Here is a 19257-nt window from a genome sequence, read left to right as displayed (position 1 = left end):
GCGTGCCAGTCCGGCTCCCGGATGCGAAACGGACAGCATAGAGACATGGGTGCCAGCACATCGGACGAACGCCTGCGCTTCCAACGGGTGAGTGCAGCCGCCCGCCGGTTGCTCTCACGCGAGGGCGAGTCAGGCCGCTTCGAGTTCAAGCAGACATCCAAGGCAGTCGACTCCTCAGTTCTGGTCGCTGCTGCGAACTGGGTATCGCTCGAGCCGTCTCGCACCGAGGTCACTATCTTGGCGGGGGTCGCGGAGGTGACGGATCCCGTCACGGGACTCACAACCGGAAAGCCGATCGGACTCACTGGCAATGACCTTGCCGTTCACGTACGGCGGATCCAGGACTACGCGAGAGCAACGCTTCCAGTTCCCGTAAGCGTGCGGATCATCGAGGAAGGGGTTTCCACAAAGCTGGCCTTCCTCCGGATCGAGGTGCGCCCAACACGCGCTCCCCACTTCGACGGATCAGGTAGGCGTATTACTCGGGATGGTGCGGCCCACAGGCCATTGATGGACGAAGAGCTGTTGGCGATCTATCTCGACCGCGAAAGCCTCCAGTTCGAGGCTCGCTTTGACCAGACTGCACGAAGAACCATCGAAGCAGTTGAGAGCCTCGGCCGCGGCCTCGGTGGCATCGCCGGAGAGGTCGAACGTCTTCCAGGGCTGATCGACAACGCCGAAGGCGCCGCAGCCATGGCCGGCTACGAAGCCGACGACGCCAAGCGAGCCATCGACGACCTCGGCCGAGCGCTTAATGCGCGAGTGGACAAGCTCGAGGAGCGGCTGGCGCGGCACCTAAACAGGACGCCGCTATATGTCCTGCTGAGACTTCGATACGTCCGTGAGCGAGTGTGGCGATCCTTTTGTGTAGATCGTGAACTGCGCCCCTCCAAAGCGGCGGAGAAGCTGGCCCCGCGCCTCCTGCGCATGCTCAACGAACCACTCGTCCTCGAGAGTCACGTCGCGAATCTGATCCAACTACAGGACTGGGAGGCGGCCCTGAAAGCTCGGAAGGACCAACGGCCCGCTTCGATGCGATGGTGGTCGAGTTGGGTCAAGCAGGTTGCAGCCGCGAAACCAGAAGCGGCCCAGCATCTTCTCCGTGACGACCCGGAGGCGATTCGAGACTTGGTGAACAAGGCGAAGAAGTGGTCGGACGTCGAACTCGAACCGTGGCCTGCACGTCAACTTTGACTCTGCGCAAGGGGAGGCGACGCTCCGCGTCTTCGCTACACGCAGCGCAATGGCCATCCTGGACGGCACGCGGCGGAATGCCGCTGCTAGATGATCTGCCCGCCAACTGCCGCGGCGATTTCGTTCACGTCTACAGCGCCGGTGCCGAAGATGGCTGGGCTGCCCGTGATGGTCAGGTAGAAGCCATCGCCGTAGACGACCTTGTGAGAGTCGTCGGGAATCGCGTCTTCGTATCCGAGCGCTTCTAGATCAGCGGGATCCACCGCGCGCACGGTGACGCTGACGTCGCTGGTGTAGGAATCGCCGTCCTCCTTAAACTCCACGTCCTTGATGTCGCAAGAGGCATAGAAGTTGCCGTCGAGGTCCTGCTCGCCCTTCTCTACGCCAGTTCCAATGGTGCAGTCCGGCACCCTCTTAAGGACGTCGACCGGGTTGACTGTCGGCCCAGCAGAATCGGTCCCTCCGTCCGCCGAGGTACTGGGCTGGGTAGCGCTACCTCCAGCCGTCGAGTCGACGCCGGACCTATCACCACTACAACCGGCGAGCAGCAGCGCGAGCACGACACCCGAGGCCCGGAGGATCACCGACGTCTTCATAAGCAGGAAGCCTAGTCATTCGCATCGCAGACTCGATTGGGTAGACGGGGACATCGGCATGTCCGGCAGGCGGCGCAATGGGCTAGGTCTCACTGACACCAGTTCGTGCAGCAGACCCGAAGGTCAGCGCCGGGGGTGCACGCGCCTCAAGGTCGACGGCGAGCATCGCACGGCATGATGGCCTTATGACCACGTTCGCGGATGATCCGTCTGATCCTGATCGCGTCCCGCTTTCACCGGAGATGAAAGAGAAGCTCGGCCGGATGCTAATGAAGGCCTTTGACACGCCTGAGATGCGAGCGAACGTGGATCGCATCAATGACGTGTTTGGGCGGGCGATGGAGAAGCAGGCCCGCGAACTGGCCGTCTCTCCTGCGATGCAACGGATCAACGTCGCACTCAGCCAGCGGTTGGAATTGCAGGCGCAGGAAGTCATGCGCTCGCCCGCAATGGAACGCGTTCGCGAACAAGTCGCCGCTCTTGCTCCGCAGATCGAACAGGTTCACGCGAACTTGTTCGCCTCGATGAGGCCCCAGATAGAGCAGTTGAATCGGGATGTGCTTGCCGCACTCGTAGCGTCGAAAACGGCCTCGGCATCTGAGACAGGTTCCGACTCGGTAGCCGTGACAGCGGTTGGTGAAGTCGCGACGGCAGAAGATGAGGCTGCTCTGATCTCCTCGGCTGGGTCGATCTTGGGTCCGATGAGCCCTACGGAGGCGATCCTGATCGTCGTGACGCTCTACTCGTTCCTCAAAGACGTTACAGACGACAACTTCATGGAGGCGGCACGAAATGGTCTTTGGTCCATTGCTTTGCTCTTGGTGATCCTCATGATGCAGAGCAAGCCGAGTGGTGAGAAGTGAGACTCCCGCGCCGACCGCGACGTGCGAAGCGAAACCGGCAGAAGAGCGACGCTTCTTCGCGTTGCCGCTCAAACTCCAGCGACGTAGGCGGTGAGGAAGTGGACGCCGTGGCGGTCGAGATTGCCACGGGCGCGGTCGTAGTGCTCAGTCGTGCGAGGGTCAGAGTGCCTGGCAAGGATCTGCGCGTCGCGGAGCGGAACACCGGCATCGAGGGCGTTAGAGATGGCGGCGTGCCGGAGCGAGTGTGGGCTGATGTGGCGGGGGATCGCTGCCGCTCTCGCGATGCGGGCAACCATCCGGTAGGCATCTCGCCGGTCGATGGGGTTCCCAGACACCGGGCGCAGGATCAGGCGTCCCTCTGTACGGTTCCACGACATGCCTCGAGGACTCGCAGCACAGGGACGGTGACGGGCATGGTGGCCGGCTTGTCGCCCTTCCCGACGAGGTGAATCACGCGATGCCCACGCAGGGTTTCGGAGTAGTCCTCAATCCGGACCGCGGCGGCCTCGGACGCGCGTAGAGCGTTGATGCCGAGGAGGAACGCTAACGCTCCGTGGTGGACGGTGAGCGTCTGCGCGACCTGAAGGAAGCGGATGAGCTCGAGACGATCCAGGCCCTGTGTGCGGGACTCGTCGCGGTACACCTTCGGCAGGCGTGCGTACACGGCTGGGTCGGACACGATGAGTCCATCGATGTGGGCATACCTGAAGTACCCGCGAACGGCGTGCATCGAGGTGACCACTGAGGACGCCATCAGCCCGGATTGCCCGAGATGACGGATGTAGAGCTCGATGTGCGCTCGCTGGATCCCGATTAGTGGGTCAAGGGTTGTTGGTCTCGCACCAGGCGAACCAGCGCCGCAGCTGGGAGGAATACAGAGTATGGGTGTGCCCGGAGTAGCGGGCGAGGTACGACACCGCGGCGAGTTGAGCTGGGGTCATGGCGTCGGGTTGGAACGGCAGAAGGGTGTTCATCGGTTGTCACCTGGCGGAGTCGGCTGAGCCTCGCCGTGGTCCGCCGTAGAGGGGCGAGGCACTTGCTCGACGCTACGACCGCAGAAGCTCGGGGGGATCGCTGTCACCTTCGGCAATGCGCGGACCAGGGCTGCGACCAACAGTTACGGTCCATGCGTGGACGACACGACGGCGCCAGCCGAGAAGCGGATGCGCCTGCGCTATGCCGGGACGTGCAGGATCTGCGACGCCGCGCTGCCTGCGAAGGCTGAAGCCGTCTACGAGCGCGAGACCAGGACCGTCCGCTGCGTGACCCACGACCGCGATCTGCCTGAGTCGCATCTGGACGTTGGTATCGGTGAGGCGGGGAGTTCCGCGCGGCGCGAGTTCGAACGCCGTCAGGCCGGGCGAGAGAGGCGCATCCGCGAAAAGCATCCGAAGCTCGGCGGTCTTATTCTGGCCCTCAGTGACGATCCGCAGTCCACCAAGGCCTGGGACACCGGAGCCATCGGCGAAGAGCGCCTCGGTGGCCGCCTGAACTCGCTGCAGTCCGACACGTGCCGGATCCTCCACGACCGGCGCATCCCCGGCAGTCGGGCGAACATCGACCACCTCGCAGTGACACCGACAGGTGTCTACGTGATCGACGCGAAGCGGTACAGCGGACGCCCACAACTTCGGGTCGAGGGCGGGCTCATACGCCCACGAGTGGAACGGCTCATCGTCGGCCGTCGGGACTGCACCAAGCTGGTCGACGGAGTCCTCAAGCAGGTCGAAGCCGTCCGTACAGTCGTCGGTGATCAGATCCCGATGCACGGCGCCCTGTGCTTCGTCGACGCCGATTGGCCGCTGATCGGCGGCACATTCACCACACGCGACGTCCAAGTCCTCTGGCCCAAACGCCTGCAATCGACCCTCACATCACTCGGGACGCTCGACGCTCACGCGATCGAACAAGTGCACCGCGATCTCGCAAGAGCCCTGCCGTCGGCCTGACGGTCAAGCGGGCACGCGGCGGTAAGACACAGCGTTGAAGCCCCCGCTAGCCGGTCGCGGCGACGGGCATACGAAGTTGACCGTTGCAGCGCGCTGCGCTCCTTCGACACGCTCGTGCTTCTAGCGCTGATGCTGACTACGGGGCGACTCCAGCAATCCTTCGGCGCTCCGCTCTGCCGCGGTCGGTGCTCTACTCGGGGTAGGGCCTCCCGGCGGTCTGTGCCAAGAAGCGGCGCTGGTTATCGAGGATCGAGCGGTTAGCGTCGGCATGGCTCACGTCCCACCCAAGGGCGAGCGCACTGACGACCTCTTCGAGCTGGTGGGGTCGAGCTGGACCGTGTTGCCCGCGCGCGAATGGACCATCGGTCTCGAGCAGGGTCCGATCTCGCGGGATCGCTCGTACGAGTTCTGAGAACTTTTTCGACCGAACCATCGCGATGTTGTAGGAGAAGTAGAGGCCCGCGGCGAGCGCCGCATCAATCAAGTTTGTGGGACCGGTGTACCAGTGGAGTACCGCGGATAGTTTGGACTGGCCGAGGAAGCCAATGGTGTCAGCCTCGGCACCACGGCTATGCACCGTGAGTGGGTGCTGCCCAGGCTGCGCTTCTGCTAGGACAGCGCTGAAGATGCGGAGTTGGTCCTTCTTTGTCGCTCGTCCCTGTTTCGAGAAGTCGAGACCGACTTCACCGATCCAAGTGGTCTCGGGCACCAGCCGAAAGAAGCGCGCAAGATCGTTGGGAGTGAAGGTGTGGGATCGAAGCGGGTGGAGCCCTAGAGCGACCTGGATGTGATCGCGTCGCCCGAGCCGCGTACGTAGGCGCCGGTACTCCTCGGGGCTCTCGGTGACGGCCACGATGGAGGTGGTGGACTCGGCTGCTCGAACGACGGAGATCGGGTCGCCGTATGCGCCGATATGACAGTGGGTGTCGATAAGGTGCGCTGGGTTCATCTTCCCGGTTCTAGTTAGAGGTAGCCGTGTCGTTCGAGGCGCGCCCTGGTGTGGTCGGACGCGCCGCGCAGCCAGTCTTGCAGTTCTCTTAGGCCGTCGCGCCAGACGCGGACGAAGGCTTGGTGCTCGCCGTTGGGAATAGGACCGTTGCGAAGGATGTCGCGGTCGGGTCGGTCGTTGAATGCCCCGTTTATCACGGCACGTAGGTCGGCCGAGCGTGCCGTGCTCTTATCGAGGAGTTCTTCGCCCGTCAGCGCGTCCCAGGCGTAGTTATGTTGAGGGTCGGTGTCCCACCCCACGTGTGCCATTGATGCGCGGCGAATCAGACATGGGAAGCAGTAGCCGCAGTTCCCCTGCCTCTTCTGCACGTAGCGGGCGGCTTCTGGATGGGAGCAGGAAACGCTGTGTGGCGCGAGCCGTTTGAGGAGTTCAGGGTTCAGGGTCTCAGCGAGAATTTTACCCTTCGTCTTCAAACGAAAGGGGTTAAGAATCGGGTTGGACACTCCCAGTCGGTGGACCGCCTCCTGCAGGCCATTGACGAAGTGTGGGTGTGTGGTCCGTGTGCTGTAACTTCCGCTCCTCGCACGGGTCAAAGGGACGTTGATCCCGATGAACCCATTCTCTGGAATGTATACGGGCGTGTCGGGACCGACGGATGCCGCTAGCGCCAGCGCTGTAGTGAGAAACAGGAGTGATCTAGCACGAGTGGTGTTCTCGCGGTGGTGCGGGAGTGGACGCTGCTGCGAACTGTTCAGCGGAGCCGGGCGCAAGAAGAGCTGCTTTGATACAAGGCGATCCGGCCCATAGTGACCCCTGAGCTCATGCAGGAGTCTTTCTTGAGCGGTGGACGCCTGTCCGCCCTCATTGTGAGAGACGAGACACAGGCGACGGTTCGAGTCCTCCTCGAGAAGGTCAATAACTCCGGTGAGGGAATCGAGGCCACCCGAGAACAAGCAGACGCCGTCGACTGGGCCGACCGGCGTCACCTCACTGGGGACGCGCCTCAGTCCCTCGATTGGAGACCGGGGTTCCTCGTACACATCGATGGTCCATTGGTCGCCCGTCAAGAAGTTGAGGACGGATCCAATATCAGTGCCACGCCATCTTTTCGGGTCCGCGACTGGAATCGCGACTTGAAGACTGCGAGTCCAGCCATCCGCGGCCGCTGAGCGAAGCGCGGTCTTGTCCACGCAGTAGGTCGTGGCGCCAAGAAGAAAAAGGTCAAGTGCTTCGCGTGGGGCGCGCCATCCGTCGAGGAACCTTGCGCCCGCTTGCTTTCCGAGTTGAATCGTCGCCGTCGGGCTTCCAGGTGCCCAGTCGAGCACGCGCACGCCGGGGTCAGCAGGAGCGAGTGGTTGGGTGAGGTCGGTTCTGGTGCGGTACTCGGTCATGTCCGGTCCCCTGCATCGAGTGCGCTGATGGCGTCGTACGCTGACTTCATCGCGCTCTCCGCGATGGCCCTTCCCTGCGCGCCTTCCCAGTCGATGCTGCCGACATCGGACGGGACCGTGATCCCAACGAGATTCTCAATGATGTCGCGCATCTGATGGTCAGCTTGACGTTGGGACGCCGGATCAAGGCGGCTGAGTCGCTCGGCAACCACTGGCATCCGGTTGTAGATATACAGGGCGAGGAAGCGCTCGAGAAGGTTGTGCAGCTCTGCTTCCGTCACTCCGACACCTGCAAGCTCCTGCCACGAGTCGGCGTCGCCAAAAAGGTCGTCGAGGATGTCGCAGCCCGCATCTCGCGCAGCTTGGGCGTCGAGGTCGTCGCCGTTGCCGCCGATGAAGCTGATGAGCTCGTCAAGGACGAGGAAGCGGTCTTGGCCGACGAGTCTGACGAGACCCAGGGTGTTGAGGGTCTGTTCGACACCTTCAGTGGCAATGCCGGACAGGAGCGCACCGAGACGAGAGACTCCTCGCGTCCCCGCGACCCCGGTCGATGTGGCGGCCGCGGCTCCTCCAAGTACCGCGACATGGCGGGCAACCACACGTTCAGCTCTGAAGCCGGAGTCTGGACGACCGAGCCCGCGCACGTAACTGGTTGTTGCAACTTTGAGGGGCGTCCAGTTGCCTCCTCTTCCGGCAGTGCGGTCAGCCGACGTCCCCACTAGGTCCCGTCCTTTCACGCGCGGCCAGCGACGCCTCTAGGACGGTCTTGAGCGCGGTGTTGTCGCTGGACGCCCACACCTCGAAGAGGCTGCTGACGCCTGGACCGCCAGCAGGGAGGCGATTGACAGCCTTAGACGCGGTTTCGGGTGGGATGCTCGTCGCGGGGATACGCTTCAACACGTCACAGACCTGCTGAACGATGTCAGGAATGTGTTCCGCGAGCTCAAGTGCCGCGGTCATGGCGGTGCTCGCGGGAGCCCGTTGCACTCTCTCGAGTAGTGCTTCCGTGAACTGAGCCCGCTCGATGCTGTCCAAGTCCTTCACCTGGGGGTAATAACTGCGGCGGCTCGCGCTGAGGTCGTTCTGGACCTGAGTAAGGAGTTTCTGGAGAGCTGAGCTGAGGCGTGACGCAGAGACGCCGAACGAGAGCTTGTCTCGGGAGTAGGTGAAGTACTTACGAAGGTCAATGCTCGCAAGAGGCGGATCGGCGCGGAGCCAAGCAGCGATGTGTGGTTTATCAGCCCAGGTTTGCGCTTCAGATTCAGCAACCGGGGCGCTACGTCCCTTTGCGGGTTCTGCGGGATTCTTCTTGGCAGGCTTGGGTGAGACGCGCTTCTCGGGTGACTTCGCCTCTACGGACGCAGGCGCGGCACCGCGCGCCCGGTCTTCGGCCTGGGAGATCTCAGGACAACTCCCACCTGCGGCGATCTCCCAATCGAAGAGCCTCTGGAAGTCGGTCTGATGCTGGTCTTCAAGAACCATGAGCTTGGCGAGGATGGGGACCTTCAGATCGATGCTCCGGCGCGCTGCACTTCGATACTTGAGGAGAAGGTTGTTTAGAAACCGTTTGAGTTGGCGAGGGTTACCCCGAAGAGACGTGCTGAGGATCGGTGTCACCTCCGCGGCCCACGACAGGTCTGTGGCGAGTTCGTTCGGGATGTCCCCTAAAGCCTCCCCGGCGATTCCGGTATTGAACGCGACCGTGAGGTCACCCGTCGCGCGAACGGCGTCGGCCGCTTCCCGAACCTTCGCAAAGTCCCCCTTCTCCAGGTGCAACTCCGCGAAGAGAAGGTTTACGTAGGTCTCGGCCTCTGGCGCGGAGAGCGGAGGGATCGCGATCTTCAACTGGAGCATCTTCTCGAGGTAGTCGCGACCGATCCCAGCCCCGTCCGGCTTCCTCAAGTCCGGATAGCGCGAATCAATCGCGGCTTCGACGACCGACTGATTCAGCGCGAGGACGTACGCGGTCCTTGGCGTATTCAAGAACAGCCGAATCGCCTCAAACGTGTCCACAACTGTTCCCGGGAGGCATCGGTCGAGGTCATCGATTAGAACTATGACCGCTTCGTAGGGGGAGGCGGCAACGAGCTCGCCGAACAGCGTCCTGAAGCTTTGGATGTCGTTTGCGTGCTCTGCGTTGTCGTCGCCAGCACCGATCTCGTCAGGGGGCTCAGCGAGTGCCGTTTTCACCTCGCCGGCAACAGCCCCGGCACCCGTGGCCGCCAGGCTCACGACTTCCGGGTCGAGATCGGGGCTCACGACCTGCATAACGATCGGCGTCGCGCCGGCAACCATTGAAGCGCTAACACGTCCGCTGCGTCGACCGAGTCTCTTGAGGGCCTCGACGACCCTTCTGAGTCTAGTAATGTCGGCGGACAGTGTCGGCGCGTTCTTCTGGAGCGCATCGAGAATCGACGTCATCAGGGCGGTCTTGACGTCGTCGTAGTCCTGGTGCTGCCACGGGCTAAATTCGATGACCAGATAGCTGGGCTGGTCTACCTGTTCGCCATCAATCTCGACCGCAGCGGTGAGCGCAGCGATCTCACGGCCGGCGATACCCATGAGGCTGCTCTTGCCAGACCCCCAATCACCGAGCACGCCTACCGTGAGCGGGAGGAGTCGCGGCTCGGTGAGCGCAACAACCAGCCCGTCAACTAAGAAGTCGAACCCGAGTAGATCGAAATCGGCCTCGTTGTCAGCCCACACAGCAACCCCCGCCTCTGATGCAACCACGCTGCCACAGGGGCAGCACTGACGTAGCATTCTTGCCTGCTGACGCCTGGCAGTCGCGTTTACGACATCCGGGGTCTACCAAACCTTGTTGTTCTTGACGATCTCTCCCGCGCAAACGTGGCGGTTCACCGAGACTTCTTGCGTTGAAGCGATACGAGCCGCATCCCTCAGTTGGCCGCGCTCGACATTGGCTCGCGCCGAGGGTCGGTGTCAGGAAACAATGCATCTGTGCGAGACACCATCGACCAGTTCATGTGGCCGTTCCAACATTCATTCCGAGTCACCTTGGAACTTGCGGCTAGCCAGATCTTCGAGCAGATCGGGTTTGGCCTCGGGGTCCGAGCCTTCCTAGTCGGGTTCACCGACGACCCCGGGCAGCGTCACCCGATCTGTTTCGAGTCCGAGCTCGACGAGCTGGCCAAAGTCGATCTGAGCCACGTCCCCGCTGACGCACGCACCAGATATGCCGACAACGCTGGGTCCACCACGATTATCACCAGTGGTCGGCACCACGACCGCTACCACCGCGGGCTTCTCGACTCCATGCGCGCCGAGGCTGTTCAGGATGCACTGACGTCCTCATCCGCCGGCGCCGACCTCACGTTCTTTGTCGGGAGGTCCGCGCGCATAGGCGCGTACGAGATTCATCCCGTTGCCGCCGTCCCCACCGGCCGCTGGAACGGTAGGCCAGCCTTGAGCAGGACAACCATCGACCGGTACTCGGTCACCCCTTCCTTCCAGCATGCGGTGATGGAGGAACTGCTCTTAGCCGTTCTCAGCGACCTCCGCAACATCGAGCCACCAGAGATGTTCATGCCCAGCTGGGCCGCACGCTCCGAGATCATCCGCAAGGCGGCACAACGATTCGCGCAATCGGTCGCTGTCTATAGCGGCTACGAGTTCGCATCAGACGTAGCCGTGGCACTCGACGAAATCTCGGCTCAACCGTACGAGGGCCGAAGCAGCAATGGTGCCCTGGCCCTCGCCTCACCGGACAACCCGAAGATCGATCTCACTCTCCGGTTCGCAAGACCCATCCCCCTGTCCGAGACGCGTTCCATGCGCAAGGCGCTAGAGATGGCCACAAACGACCTCCATCTGCTGTGCGATGGCGAAAAGGTTCACGGTCTCGCAAAGATTCGAGACACGTATTCATCCGCGGACGAGGATATTTTCAGTTTCGTTGTCGTGGCTCGCGGTGCCTGGGAACTGCGTCATCACCTAGACAGGCTTCTCCGCGTCGAGAACACGCGCCCTACCTTCCCTCAACCATCCATCGATCCCGATGCCTTCAAGAGCATCGCCCGTCGCGTATTTTCCAGTTCTGTCCCAGCCGATGCGGAAAGACTGTGGGATCTCGCGGACCACGCATCCAAGGCTTCGCACGGCACGATCCTCGTCGTGCACAACGACGCACCGGGGGAGGCCGCACGGCTCGCTCCCCAAGCGCAGCAGGTTGCGCCGGGGCACCTCAACCCTGAACTCATCGACGCAATCACGCGCATCGACGGGGCGGTACTCGTGGATCCCGCGGGCGAATGCCACGCCATCGGGGTGATTCTCGACGGTGAAGCCACCGGAGACGGAGACCCGGCGAGAGGAGCCAGATACAACTCAGCAGTGCGCTATGCGAAAGCCAACGATCGGAACTGCATGGTCGTCATCGTGAGCGAAGACGGAATGATCAACGTGCTCCCAGACCTCCGCCGTCAAGTCACGCGCGCCGGAATCGAAGAGGTGGTACGGAAGGTCGAGGCCGCTGTCACGAACGACCCTGAGGATGGTGTGTTCAACAGGCGGTGGCGGCACATCGAGTCCGTTGCCTTCTACCTTTCCGCCGACCAGTGCGACCGGGCAAATGACGCTCGCGAGCAAGTTGAAGCCAAGCGCAGTAGGCATGCGAAGCGCGAATCGAATGACGGCCTTGGACACATCCTCAACGTCTCCTGGAAGAGGCTTACTCCAAACGCCGCGATGGACGCCACGTACTTCTATGAGGGCTGCAGTTAGAGGTCGGCTGCCAGAGCGGACTCAGATACATCGGAACTGTGGCGCGCCCGCAACAGAGGTCGCAGGGGGTTTGGGGCGCAGGAGCCCTCAGTTGACGAGTACTTCCTGAAGCTTGCATGCCGCCGCCCGTGCATCTCTGAATGAACACTGGGCGCTCGCCTAGCGAGGGTCAGCGCATCACTCTGGGCTACTCGTCGACGGTTGGATGTGCGGCATTCTGGGCGGATCGCAGCAGGTCCTGCGCTTCAGACTGGCGCTCGATCTAGAGCCCACTGAGTGACCCTGCGCGCGGGCGTCCACCCAGTGAAGGTCCCTACTGGCGCCGCGGTCTCGACCCCGATCCGAGTCAGCTCGCCGCCGTGGTCGGCGTACGCCTTGGCGAGCAACGTCTCGGTCTCGAGGGTGACGCCGTGAACGACGAGGCGGCCGCCTGGCTTCAACGCGGCGAGGCAGGTGTCCAGGACGCCTTCACGAGTGGCGCCGCCCCCGATGAAGATCGCGTCCGGGGCTTCGAGATCTGACAGTGCTGACGGAGCTCGGCCTTCGACGACCTGGAGGTCGGGGACGCCGAGAGCCTGAGCGTTCCGCGCAATTCGAGCCGCACGCTCGGGGTCGGACTCGATGGCGATCGTGCGGCATGTCGGGTGGGCGCGCATCCACTCGATGCCGACCGAGCCGGCACCCGCGCCGACGTCCCAGAGGATTTGCCCGGGGGCGGGCATGAGGCGGGCGAGCGCGGAGGCGCGGAGGTCTCGCTTGGTGAGCTGGCCGTCGTTCTCGAAGGCCGAGTCCGGCAGTCCGGGCGCCCAGGAGGCCAAGCCGTTTCCGGACACCCCGATGGCAATGATGTTCAACGCGGGAGACGCGACCGACCACGAGGAAGCGACGCCTGACCGAACACTTTCGGTCGACGAGCCGAGGTCCCCGAGGACCGTGAAAGAAGAGGCACCCCACCCGGCAGAGGTCAGCAACGACGCCACCGCAGCGGGTGTCGAGGCATCCGACGAGAGCACCAGGATCCGGCGGCCCGGTGCTAGGGCTAGCACCAGACGTTCCAAGGGACGACCAACAAGCGAAACGACCTCGCAGGACTCGGAAGACCATCCCATCCGCGCCCGAGCCAGTGCCACCGACGAGATGGCGGGCACCACCCGCACCGGAGCGCCGTACTCCAAGAGCGTCGTTGCGATCCCCGACACCAGCGGGTCACCGGAGGCAAGCGCGACGACCGGGCGACCGGCGTACTCAGCGAGCAGCGCAGGCAGAGAAGCAGCCAACGGCGAGGGCCACGACACCCGCACCTGACCGCCGACGGAGGGCACCAGGGAGAGGTGTCGCGAGCCGCCCCAGAGCACCGACGCCTCCAGCACCAGCGACTGCGACGACGGGGAGAGCGAGACCCAGCCGTCGGCGCCGATCCCGACGACCACGATCTCCGTGGGCACACCAGTGGACGACATGGCCGCAGACGCTATCGTGACGCGGACAAGGCGAGAGGTGCCCCGAAGCTTGGGGAGAATCTGGGAAGCCGGTGAAAGTCCGGCACAGGGCCCGCTGCGGTGACTCGAGACGTCGAACATGACGATCCGGGAAGTCCGAAGACCGGCCTCCCGTCGACCAGTTCCAACCTGGCAACGAGAGCGGGAGCCCCCATGCCACAGCAGTACCCCCTCTGCGCAGTCGTCGGCAGCGACGACATGACGCTCGCCCTCCTCCTCACCACGATCTCCCCCGAGGTCGGCGGCGTGCTCGTGCGCGGCGAGAAGGGCACGGCCAAGTCCACCACCGTCCGCGCCCTCGCCACCGTGCTGCCGCCCATCGAGGTGGTCGCCGGCGACCGGTTCTCCTCCGCCCCCGGCGAGACGTCACCCGACGGAGCCTGGGGCAGCGACGCGGAGACCGAGACCCGGCCCGTACGCCTCGTCGAGCTCCCCGTCGGCGCCACCGAGGACCGCGTGCTCGGCTCGCTGCACCTCTCCAAGGTGCTGGCCGACGGCGTCGCCGAGTACGAGCCCGGCCTGCTCGCCCGCGCGCACCGCGGCATCCTCTACGTCGACGAGGTCAACCTCCTCCACGACCATCTCGTCGACCTGCTGCTCGACGCCGCCGCGATGGGCCGCTCCACCGTCGAGCGCGACGGCGTCTCGGTCGCCCACGCCGCCCGCTTCGTGCTCGTCGGCACCATGAACCCCGAGGAGGGTGAGCTCCGCCCCCAGCTCCTCGACCGCTTCGGCCTCACCGTCGAGATCGCCGCACCGCGCGACCCGCAGCTGCGCGCCGAGGTCGTCCGCCGCCGGCTCGCCTTCGACGCCGACCCCGACGCCTTCGTCGAGTCGTACGCCGACGCCGAGCGCGCGCTGACCGACCGGATCGCCGCCGCCCGCAAGCTGCTCCCCGAGGTCGAGCTGACCGACGCGGTGCTGACCAAGGTCGCTGAGGTGTGCGCCGCCTTCGAGGTCGACGGGATGCGCGCCGACATCGTCACCACGCGCACCGCGATCGCCAACGCGGCCTGGAACGGACGGACCCACGTCACCCGGGCAGACATCCGTCAGGCGGCGCTGCTGGCGCTGCCCCACCGGCGGCGGCGGAACCCGTTCGATGCTCCCGGGCTCGACGAGGAGCTGCTCGACCAGGTTCTCGGGGACGAGGAGCCGGACCCTGAGCCGCCGCTTCCGCCGGAGCCGGACGGTGATGGCGGAGGCGACGACCAGGCGCCGGAGTCCGATCAGGGCGATGGTCCGGACGCCGGGTCGGATGGATCGGGTTTCGAGACGGGCGCAGAGCGCCCTCCTCAACCAACGGCGGAAAGCGCAGAGCGCCCTCCTCAACCGACGGATCAGCAGGAGGACCCGGGTTTCGACACGGGCGCAGAGCGCCCTCCTCAACCAGCGGATGGTTCGGGCGCCGGGCAGACGTCGGTCATTGGAGCTGCGGACCCCTACAAGGTGAAGCGGTTCGAGGTCCACGGCACGGGCGCCGGGGAGTCGGGCAAGCGGAGCCGCGCGCTGACGAGCAACGGGCGCCGGATCGGGGCCGACCCGACCGGCAACGGCGGGCTGCACCTGATCGAGACGATCCGGGCAGCGGCTCCTCACCAACAGGCACGAGGGCGCCAGGGTGGTCGGATCCTCTTCCAGGACGGCGATCTGAGGACGGCACGACGTGAGGGACGCGAGGCCAACCTCGTCCTCTTCTGCGTCGACGCGAGCGGATCGATGGCCGCGAAGAAGCGGATGGAGCAGGTGAAGACCGCGATCCTCAGCCTGCTGCTCGACGCCTACCAGCGCCGCGACAAGGTCGGGCTGGTCACCTTCCGCGCCGACAGCGCCGAGGTCGCGCTGCCGCCGACCCACTCGGTCGACATCGCAGCGAAGCGGCTCGCCGACCTGCCGGCAGGGGGTCGTACGCCGCTCGCCGAAGGCCTGCTCACCGCGGCCGAGGTGCTGCGGGTCGAGAGGGTGCGCGACCCGCGACGCCGCCCGCTCCTCATCGTGATCACCGACGGCCGGGCCACCCAGGGCGCCGACGCCGTGGTCAGGAGCCGGCAGGCTGCCGCATGGCTCGCGGAGCAGCACACCAGCGCCGTCGTCGTCGACTGCGAGCAGGGCCCGATGCGGATGGGCCTCGCCGGTCAGCTCGCGCTGGCCATGCAGGCCACGCACCTCCCGCTCGCGGAGGTCAGCGCGCAGGCCCTCACGAGCATGGCGCGCGCGGCATGAGCAGCCAGCTGGGTCAAGGTCTCTACGACGTCATCGCCCGCCGGCGCGACGTACGAGCCGAGTTCAGCGGCGACGACCTGGACCAGGACGCGCTGCGACGGGTGCTGCGAGCCGCCCACCAGGCGCCGTCCGTCGGGCACTCGCAGCCGTGGGACTTCGTGCTGGTGAAGGACGAGGTGAAGCGCAACGAGTTCGCCGAGCACGTCGAGACGGAGCGCAAGATCTTCGCCGACCAGCTCGACGGCGAGCGGCGTGCCACCTTCGAGAAGATCAAGGTCGAGGGCATCCGCGAGTCCGGCCTCGGCGTGGTCGTGACGTACTCCCCCGGACGGGGCGGGCAGCACGTGCTCGGCCGTCACGCGATCGCCGACGCCGGCCTCTACTCCACCTGCCTGGCAATCCAGAACCTCTGGCTCGCCGCCACCGCCGAGGGCCTCGGCGTGGGGTGGGTGTCGTTCTACCGCGAGGAGTTCCTCGCCGACCTCGTCGGCCTGCCCGACGGCGTACGCCCTGTCGCGTGGCTCTGCCTCGGGCCCGTCACCCGCCTGCAGGAGGTGCCCGACCTGGTCCGGCACGACTGGCGCAAGGGCCGCACCCTCGACGAGGCCATCCACATCGACAGCTGGAGCGCCTGATGCCCAAGGGAGTGCCGACCACCGTCCCCGACGACGGCCTGACCACGCGCGAGCGCCGCAACCGGCCGCTCATCATGGTCCACACCGGCCCCGGCAAGGGGAAGTCGACCGCCGCCTTCGGCCTGGCGATGCGCGGGTGGAACCAGGGCTTCAGCATCGGGGTCTTCCAGTTCGTGAAGTCCGCCAAGTGGCGCATCGGCGAGCAGACCGTGCTCGAGCGCCTCGGCGAGCTGCACGAGGAGACCGGCGAGGGCGGGCCCGTCACCTGGCACAAGATGGGCTCGGGCTGGTCGTGGTCGCGCAAGGCCGGCACCGACGAGGACCACGCCGCCGACGCCGCCGAGGGCTGGCAGGAGATCAAGCGCGCACTCGCCGAGGAGCGCCACGACCTCTACGTCCTCGACGAGTTCACCTACCCGATGAAGTGGGGCTGGGTCGACGTCGACGACGTCGTCTCGACGCTGGTCAACCGGCCCGGTCGCCAGCACGTCGTGATCACCGGCCGCCACGCCGACCCGCGCCTCGTCGAGGCCGCGAACCTCGTCACCGAGATGGGTCAGGTCAAGCACCCGATGGAGGTCGGGCAGAAGGGTCAGCGAGGCATCGAATGGTGACCCTCCCCCGCCTCATGGTCGCGGCCCCCGCGAGCGGCCACGGCAAGACCACCGTCGCCACCGGGCTGATGGCCGCCCTCGCGCGCGCCGGTCACACCGTCAGCGGCCACAAGGTCGGCCCCGACTACATCGACCCCGGCTACCACGCGCTCGCCACCGGCCGCCCCGGCCGCAACCTCGACCCGCACCTCGTCGGGGAGGAGCGTCTCGTACCCCTGTTGTTGCACGGCGCCACCGGCGCGGACCTCGCCGTCATCGAGGGTGTGATGGGGTTGTACGACGGCCAGATCGGTGGCGACGGCTTCGCCTCGACGGCCCACGTCGCGGCCGTCACGCGTACGCCGGTGGTGCTGGTGGTCGACATCTCCTCCGCCTCGCGCACCATCGCGGCCACCGTCCACGGCCTGATGACCTGGGCCCAGCCGCCCGTCGACGTCGTCGGCGTGATCCTCAACAAGGCCGGGTCCGCTCGGCACGCCGACGAGGTCGTCCGGTCCATCGGTGACCGGGTGCCCGTGCTCGGGATCCTGCAGCGGGACGACGGGATCGAGGCTCCGTCGCGGCACCTCGGGCTGGTGCCAGCCGCCGAGCGCGGGGATGCGGCTGCGGCGCTCGACCGGCTCGCCGGTCAGATCGCCGAGAAGGTGGACCTCGAGGCAGTCGTACGGCTCGCTGCCGCCGCGCCCGACCTGGCCGAGCGGCCGTGGGACCCCGCCTCATCGTTGGTCGAGGAGGGCGCCCTGGCGCCCGTCACGAGACCAGATGCTTCGAGGTGGCCGGGTCTCGTGACAGGACTTCGTCCTTCCTCGACCAGCGGCGGTCCGGGTGGGCGTCGACCCGTCATCGCGGTCGCCGGGGGCCGGGCGTTCACGTTCCGCTACGCCGAGACCGTGGAGCTGCTGGAGGCGGCGGGGGCGGAGGTCGTGGACCTCGACCCGCTGACCGACACCGAGCTTCCGGAGGGGACGACCGGGCTCTACCTCGGTGGCGGGTTCCCCGAGATGCATGCGCTGGAGCTCACCGCCAACGAGCAGCTGCGCACCGACATCAGGGACGCCATCGGGCGCGGGCTGCCGACGGTCGCCGAGTGCGCCGGCCTGCTCTACCTCTGCCGCACCGTCGCCGGGCCGTCCGGCCAGCCGGCGCACATGGTCGGCGCGATCCCGGCCGACGCCGCGATGGCGCCGCGGCTCACGCTGTCGTACCGCCGCGCCAAGGCCGTCGGCGACGACCTGCTCTCCCGCCCCGGGGAGTCGGTCACCGGCCACGAGTTCCACCGCACGCACCTGCTCGGCGACACCGGTGGCCAGCCCGCGTGGTGGCTCGACGGCGAGGGCGGTCCGCACCCCGCGGGTGTCGGCACCCGCACGCTCCACGCGTCGTACCTCCACGTCCACTGGGCCGGGCACCCGCACCTCGCGACGCGGTTCGCCGAGGCGGCAGCTGCGGCCGTGCCGGTGACGGCTGCCTTGCGGTGAACCTCCGCCACCACGGGGACCGGGAGGCGGCGCCCGGGCTGGTCGACCTCGCGGTCAACGTCCACCCGGCGCCGATGCCGCCGTGGCTGCGCGACGCCATCACGGCGAGCGTCGACGACCTGGCCCGCTACCCCGACCCCACCCCCGCCGAGGCGGCGCTCGCGGCGCACCACCACCGCGACCGGGGCGACGTGCTCGCCACGTCCGGCGCGGCCGAGGCCTTCACCCTGATCGCTCGGCTCCGGCCGTGGCGCAGGCCGGTCGTGGTGCACCCGCAGTTCACCGAGCCCGACGTCGCGCTGGCCTCGGCCGGTCACTCCCCGCACCACGTGGTCCTCGACGGCGGCTTCACCCTCGACCCGGCCACCGTCCCCGACGACGCCGACCTCGTGGTGATCGGCAACCCGACCAACCCGACCGGCGTACGCCACCCGGGCGCGGCCATCAGGAGCCTCACGAGGGACGGTCGGCTGGTCGTCGTCGACGAGGCCTTCAACGACGACGGCACCGAGAGCCTGGCCGACGAACCGGTCCCGGGCCTGCTCGTCGTGCGCAGCCTCACCAAGCTGTGGGCGATCGCGGGCCTGCGGGCCGGGTACGTCCTGGGCGAACGCGACATGATCGCCGGGCTGCGCGACCTGCAGCCCCCGTGGTCGGTGTCGACGCCTGCCGCTGCCGCGATGATCGCCTGCACCACCGACGAGGCCGTGACCGGGGCGAAGGCCCGCAACGCCGACGTGGAGCAGTGGCGCGAGCACCTCCAGCAGGGCCTCACCGCAGCAGGCATCGAGCACGTCACCAGCACCGCCCCCTTCGTGCTCGCCCGGCCCGGCACCGGCGTGCACGCGGCCCTGCGCGCGGCCGGTTTCGCCGTACGACGCTGCGACACGTTCCCGGGCCTCGACGACTCCTGGATCCGGATCGCCGTGCGCCCGCCCGAGGTGTCCACAAAGCTGCTCGAGGCCTTGTCAGCACTCCCCTGATCGCTGGTAGGTTGCGGCCTGATCGTGTGTGAGGAATCCGGTGGAAGTCCGGAGCAGTAGCGCTACTGTGACAGCCGCCCAGGTGGCTGGAGCCAGACCCGAGCTCGACGATCGCCCATCTATCAAGGGGACGCACTCAT

Annotated in this window: 15 protein-coding genes, 1 pseudogene and 1 riboswitch; of the genes and pseudogenes, 8 read left to right on the top strand and 8 right to left on the bottom strand. The window is 66.1% G+C overall.

Annotation, left to right across the window (positions count from 1 at the left end; genetic code table 11):
* The first annotated feature begins 45 nt into the window (after nt 1-45).
* On the top strand, nt 46-1194 hold the full coding sequence (locus tag EUA93_RS08850; RefSeq protein ID WP_129399791.1) for a hypothetical protein: 1149 nt from the start codon (nt 46-48) through the stop codon (nt 1192-1194).
* Between the two features lie 86 nt (nt 1195-1280).
* Here the strand turns inward: EUA93_RS08850 and EUA93_RS08845 are convergent, their stop codons facing one another.
* Nucleotides 1281-1790, bottom strand: a complete 510-nt coding sequence (locus tag EUA93_RS08845) for a hypothetical protein (protein ID WP_129399790.1) — start codon at nt 1788-1790, stop codon at nt 1281-1283.
* Nucleotides 1791-1975: 185 nt separating this feature from the next.
* On the opposite strand from EUA93_RS08845, the gene EUA93_RS08840 reads away from it, so the two are divergent.
* Entirely contained in the window at nt 1976-2653 is a 678-nt protein-coding gene (locus EUA93_RS08840; RefSeq protein ID WP_129399789.1) for a hypothetical protein, read from the top strand.
* A gap of 68 nt (nt 2654-2721) precedes the next feature.
* On the opposite strand, the gene EUA93_RS22305 is transcribed toward EUA93_RS08840, so the two are convergent.
* Together EUA93_RS22305 and EUA93_RS08830 are read right to left on the bottom strand one after the other, a co-directional pair.
* The gene (locus EUA93_RS22305; protein WP_129399788.1) at nt 2722-3030 is read right to left on the bottom strand and encodes a tyrosine-type recombinase/integrase; all 309 of its coding nucleotides are present in this window, start codon (nt 3028-3030) and stop codon (nt 2722-2724) included.
* On the bottom strand, nt 3000-3317 hold the full coding sequence (locus EUA93_RS08830) for a site-specific integrase (protein ID WP_165355102.1): 318 nt from the start codon (nt 3315-3317) through the stop codon (nt 3000-3002). Before EUA93_RS08830 ends, EUA93_RS22305 begins: the two co-directional genes overlap by 31 nt.
* A gap of 466 nt (nt 3318-3783) precedes the next feature.
* On the opposite strand from EUA93_RS08830, the gene EUA93_RS08825 reads away from it, so the two are divergent.
* On the top strand, nt 3784-4602 hold the full coding sequence (locus EUA93_RS08825; protein WP_242497296.1) for a nuclease-related domain-containing protein: 819 nt from the start codon (nt 3784-3786) through the stop codon (nt 4600-4602).
* A 190-nt stretch (nt 4603-4792) separates the two neighbouring features.
* On the opposite strand, the gene EUA93_RS08820 is transcribed toward EUA93_RS08825, so the two are convergent.
* The 4 genes from EUA93_RS08820 to EUA93_RS08805 form a co-directional block, all read right to left on the bottom strand.
* Complete coding sequence (locus EUA93_RS08820) at nt 4793-5551, bottom strand: TatD family hydrolase (RefSeq protein ID WP_129399786.1); 759 nt, start codon at nt 5549-5551, stop codon at nt 4793-4795.
* A 14-nt stretch (nt 5552-5565) separates the two neighbouring features.
* Complete coding sequence (qatC, locus tag EUA93_RS08815; protein ID WP_129399785.1) at nt 5566-6942, bottom strand: Qat anti-phage system QueC-like protein QatC; 1377 nt, start codon at nt 6940-6942, stop codon at nt 5566-5568.
* Nucleotides 6939-7541, bottom strand: coding sequence for a hypothetical protein (locus EUA93_RS08810; protein ID WP_207208639.1), 603 nt, complete (start codon nt 7539-7541; stop codon nt 6939-6941). The genes qatC and EUA93_RS08810 overlap by 4 nt, the downstream gene beginning before the upstream one ends.
* Before the next feature lie 103 nt (nt 7542-7644).
* The gene (locus tag EUA93_RS08805; protein WP_165355101.1) at nt 7645-9675 is read right to left on the bottom strand and encodes a KAP family P-loop NTPase fold protein; all 2031 of its coding nucleotides are present in this window, start codon (nt 9673-9675) and stop codon (nt 7645-7647) included.
* A gap of 228 nt (nt 9676-9903) precedes the next feature.
* Between EUA93_RS08805 and EUA93_RS08800 the strand changes: the two genes are divergently transcribed.
* Nucleotides 9904-11685, top strand: coding sequence for a diadenylate cyclase (locus EUA93_RS08800; protein ID WP_129399782.1), 1782 nt, complete (start codon nt 9904-9906; stop codon nt 11683-11685).
* 245 nt (nt 11686-11930) lie between these two features.
* Here the strand turns inward: EUA93_RS08800 and cbiE are convergent, their stop codons facing one another.
* Nucleotides 11931-13145, bottom strand: coding sequence for a precorrin-6y C5,15-methyltransferase (decarboxylating) subunit CbiE (gene cbiE, locus EUA93_RS08795; RefSeq protein WP_129399781.1), 1215 nt, complete (start codon nt 13143-13145; stop codon nt 11931-11933).
* An 18-nt stretch (nt 13146-13163) separates the two neighbouring features.
* Nucleotides 13164-13310: riboswitch (cobalamin riboswitch) on the top strand.
* Nucleotides 13311-13337: 27 nt separating this feature from the next.
* Between cbiE and EUA93_RS08790 the strand changes: the two genes are divergently transcribed.
* From EUA93_RS08790 to EUA93_RS22300, 4 genes and pseudogenes are all read left to right on the top strand, one after another.
* Nucleotides 13338-15407, top strand: coding sequence for a magnesium chelatase subunit D family protein (locus tag EUA93_RS08790; protein WP_129399780.1), 2070 nt, complete (start codon nt 13338-13340; stop codon nt 15405-15407).
* Nucleotides 15404-16042, top strand: a complete 639-nt coding sequence (bluB, locus tag EUA93_RS08785; protein ID WP_129399779.1) for a 5,6-dimethylbenzimidazole synthase — start codon at nt 15404-15406, stop codon at nt 16040-16042. The genes EUA93_RS08790 and bluB overlap by 4 nt, the downstream gene beginning before the upstream one ends.
* Nucleotides 16042-16656 carry a cob(I)yrinic acid a,c-diamide adenosyltransferase gene (gene cobO / locus EUA93_RS08780; protein WP_129399778.1) on the top strand — a complete coding sequence of 205 codons (615 nt, stop codon included), beginning with the start codon at nt 16042-16044 and terminating at the stop codon, nt 16654-16656. The genes bluB and cobO overlap by 1 nt, the downstream gene beginning before the upstream one ends.
* Nucleotides 16650-19117, top strand: a pseudogene (locus EUA93_RS22300) (cobyrinate a,c-diamide synthase). Before cobO ends, EUA93_RS22300 begins: the two are co-directional and overlap by 7 nt.
* Nucleotides 19118-19257 lie beyond the last annotated feature (140 nt).

It is taken from the genome of Nocardioides oleivorans, from assembly GCF_004137255.1.
Taxonomy (GTDB): domain Bacteria; phylum Actinomycetota; class Actinomycetes; order Propionibacteriales; family Nocardioidaceae; genus Nocardioides; species Nocardioides oleivorans.
The sequence above is the reverse complement of the archived record's forward strand: the minus strand, read 5'-3'. Positions and strand labels throughout refer to the sequence as shown.